The 2,906-nt window shown below is 45.1% G+C and carries 1 protein-coding gene; it reads right to left on the bottom strand.

The genetic code is table 11. The annotated features are described in order from the left end of the window. Positions 1–459: 459 nt before the first annotated feature. A partial coding sequence (locus tag FHQ30_RS12355) for a hemagglutinin repeat-containing protein (protein WP_176552698.1) occupies positions 460–2,906 on the bottom strand: 2,447 nt, incomplete at its 5' end.

The following is a 2,906-nucleotide window of genomic DNA, read 5'->3' on the forward strand; positions in this document are numbered from 1 at the left end:
GGTGACACGCCACCCACAACCGCACTTTCGGCACTGCCGGTTGCAATGCCTTGCAATACCCCGGTCACGGCGCGCACTGCCATTTGGATAGCGCCGCCTTTGCCGTATTTTGCTATCGCTTGCTCCGCATCAGCCAACTGAACTTGTGCCGCTTTTTTCTTTTTAGTGTTTTTGTTGCTTCTCTATAAATATCGTAATTACTATATTCATTCAAAACCTTAATCATGAAATCTATTCGAATTAATTACATTATATCTAGATGGTATAAAAAAATAGTATGCTATAGAAACAGGAAAACTCCACTTAAAAGCAAAAATCAACATTTTTTTTAAATAAAAATCAAAAACAAAATCATCATATACAAAATAGAAAATAATCCACAAGCCGACCATAAATAAAAAATAACAAAAAAGTAATCCGACCACAAGAAAAGCATATATCTTAATAAAATAAAAAAGCTTAATCATTATGAGCACCTCTTTTATTTTTATCATTGTTTATAATATTTCCTTCAATGAATGTGGAACTTATTTTACTAAACCCCTCTCCTAATACATTACCCACAACCGATGCTTTAAAATCATTTCTAGTCGATTTTTCAATAAAAGGAAGCTCCTTATTCAACGGCACCCACATTTCTTTATAAATAGGATTTACTTGATTATTTACAAAATGATAGGTTCCTTTCGATGCCCCATAGCCAAGTGCGTTCGAAACACCACCGACCACTGCGCCAACCTCTAATGACTTACCATCAATTGCCGAATTAGCTGCACCATTTACCAGTCCTCCCGCTATCGTTCCTAATAGCTTGGTATTTTTTGTCGCATAGCCCGTTCCTACATCAACGACGACTTTAAGCGGATCTACTGTACCCTCAGAATAATACTGTCCTGCTACACTAGAAACGCCCGATATACCCAAAACCGCTTTAGTCGAGCTTGAACTTACCGCAGAGATCACTTGAGCACCTTTTGTTACCCCGATTGTTACAATTCCTGTCGAAACACCGTCAGCAATTCTTCTTTCCAGTTGATTATGCTGAGAAATAACTGTATTTATACGCTCTTTAAAATCACGATAATCATTTGTTATTTCAGGGCTAAATGCTGGTTTCTGCAAACGTATTATTTGTTCTGGAGCTATGCCGTAATCATTTAAATAAGCGAATAACTGTTGATGTTGTTCAAATGTCAATGACGACGGATCAGCTTGATACTGTGCTAATAGTTTTTCTGAATAAGGGTCTTTATCTAATAAATATTTTGCTCTTATCGCCTCTTCTATTGTTAAGGTTCCTTTTTCAGACAATCTCCTTAATTCAGCTCGCTCAGCTTTACCTAAAAAGTTATTCTCAACCGCACTCTTCGCCACTTCCGCACCACGGTAACCGTCACTGCTATTGTCTGTAATAGTGACCGCACTTAATGCGCCAACCACTTGACTCAGTGCCGAAATCGTTTCCTTCTCACTCGCCGTCAGGTCTTTCGGCGCTTTGCCGTAAAGCTGTTCGGTTAAAAACGCGGCTGCCACTTCACCACTCGCTGCCGCAGTTGCGCCTGCTAAAGCGCTGTTGCCGCTTGCCTGTGCCTCAATCGCACCCCATAACGCATGGGCAACGATGTTGGCTTCGGTGTTGTCCCCGGTCAGTGCTTTGATTTGGCTGTTCACATACGGTGACAATCCACCGGCAATCGCTTGTCCTGCATTGCCGCCCGCCAAACCTTGTAGCACCGCCGTCACCGCAGCGATTGCTTGCCCATTGGTTGAGCCGATACCAAACTGGGCATCGATTTTTTTATCCAATGCTGCAGCCTGTCCGGATAAATCTGCGGCTAAAACCCGGTTCCCTGCTTTCTCCGCATCCTTCGCCCGGTCTTTCAACTTGGCAGATTCGGTGCGCTCTTCATAGGTCGCCAGATTCACCGCATTCTTCGCAATATCGCCAATCACCTGCGCCGCTTCCAACCGTTCTTGATACTCTGCTTTATCAAACTGCTGTACCTTTTGATTAGCGTTTACCGTATCGCGCGAAAGTGCGGTCGGCACTTCGCCGTTTCTCACGTCCAGATTGATGTTTTGACTGACCGCACTTTGCGTGGTAGCGCTGTCCGATTTATTGACATTGCCTGCTAAACTCGCTGCCAGCCCTATCGCTTGCATCGGTGATGGCCCCGAAGTGGACATTCCCACGCTGACACTCTGCATACTGACTTCACTGTGGTTTTCAATATTCTCCGTCGTCAACGTGCCGGTGCTAAAGTGGTTTTTATCCGCTGTGGCTTGACTGTCAATCACCCTGCCTTTCAGATGGGTGTTGCCGCCAACAGTGAGGCTCATGCCCTCTTCACCCACTCTCAGCCCCGACTGCTCGTTCACTTGCGCAGAGTTCACTTTGGCGCTGCTGTGGCTGGCGTTCACCGAGGCACTGCTGCCACTGCCGTAAATCGCCACGCTGGCGCCGGCTTGGGTCTGTTGGCTGTCATAATGGTTGGTATCTTGGCGACTTTCGATATTCAGGTCACCGCCGATTTCACCGTCCAGCCGTTTGGCATTCACCACCGCACCTTTAATATTGGTGTCATTTTTGCTGTTGAGTGTCAAGTTGTCGGTGTTCAGCACCGTGTTTTTCTGGGTGACACTGTCGCTGTTTTCCCGCCCTTTTCCTGCCTGTGCTGAACCTTCAATTCCAAAACCATAACTGTTGCCGTTTGTGCCGATAAAACCACCCACGCTCCAACCGCTGTTTTTATTGTCGCTGCGGTTGGAATAAGTGTCTTGTACCGATTCCAGATTGATATTCACGCCATCACTGAATCGAATACAATCTCCTACCGCACTTCTACGCTCAGAAGGTGTTTTAGATTTTGCCAGCTCCGATACAACAATAAATTGTTGTTGGGATT

It is taken from the genome of Testudinibacter sp. 'clade 2' (assembly GCF_006227735.1).
Lineage (GTDB): Bacteria > Pseudomonadota > Gammaproteobacteria > Enterobacterales > Pasteurellaceae > Chelonobacter.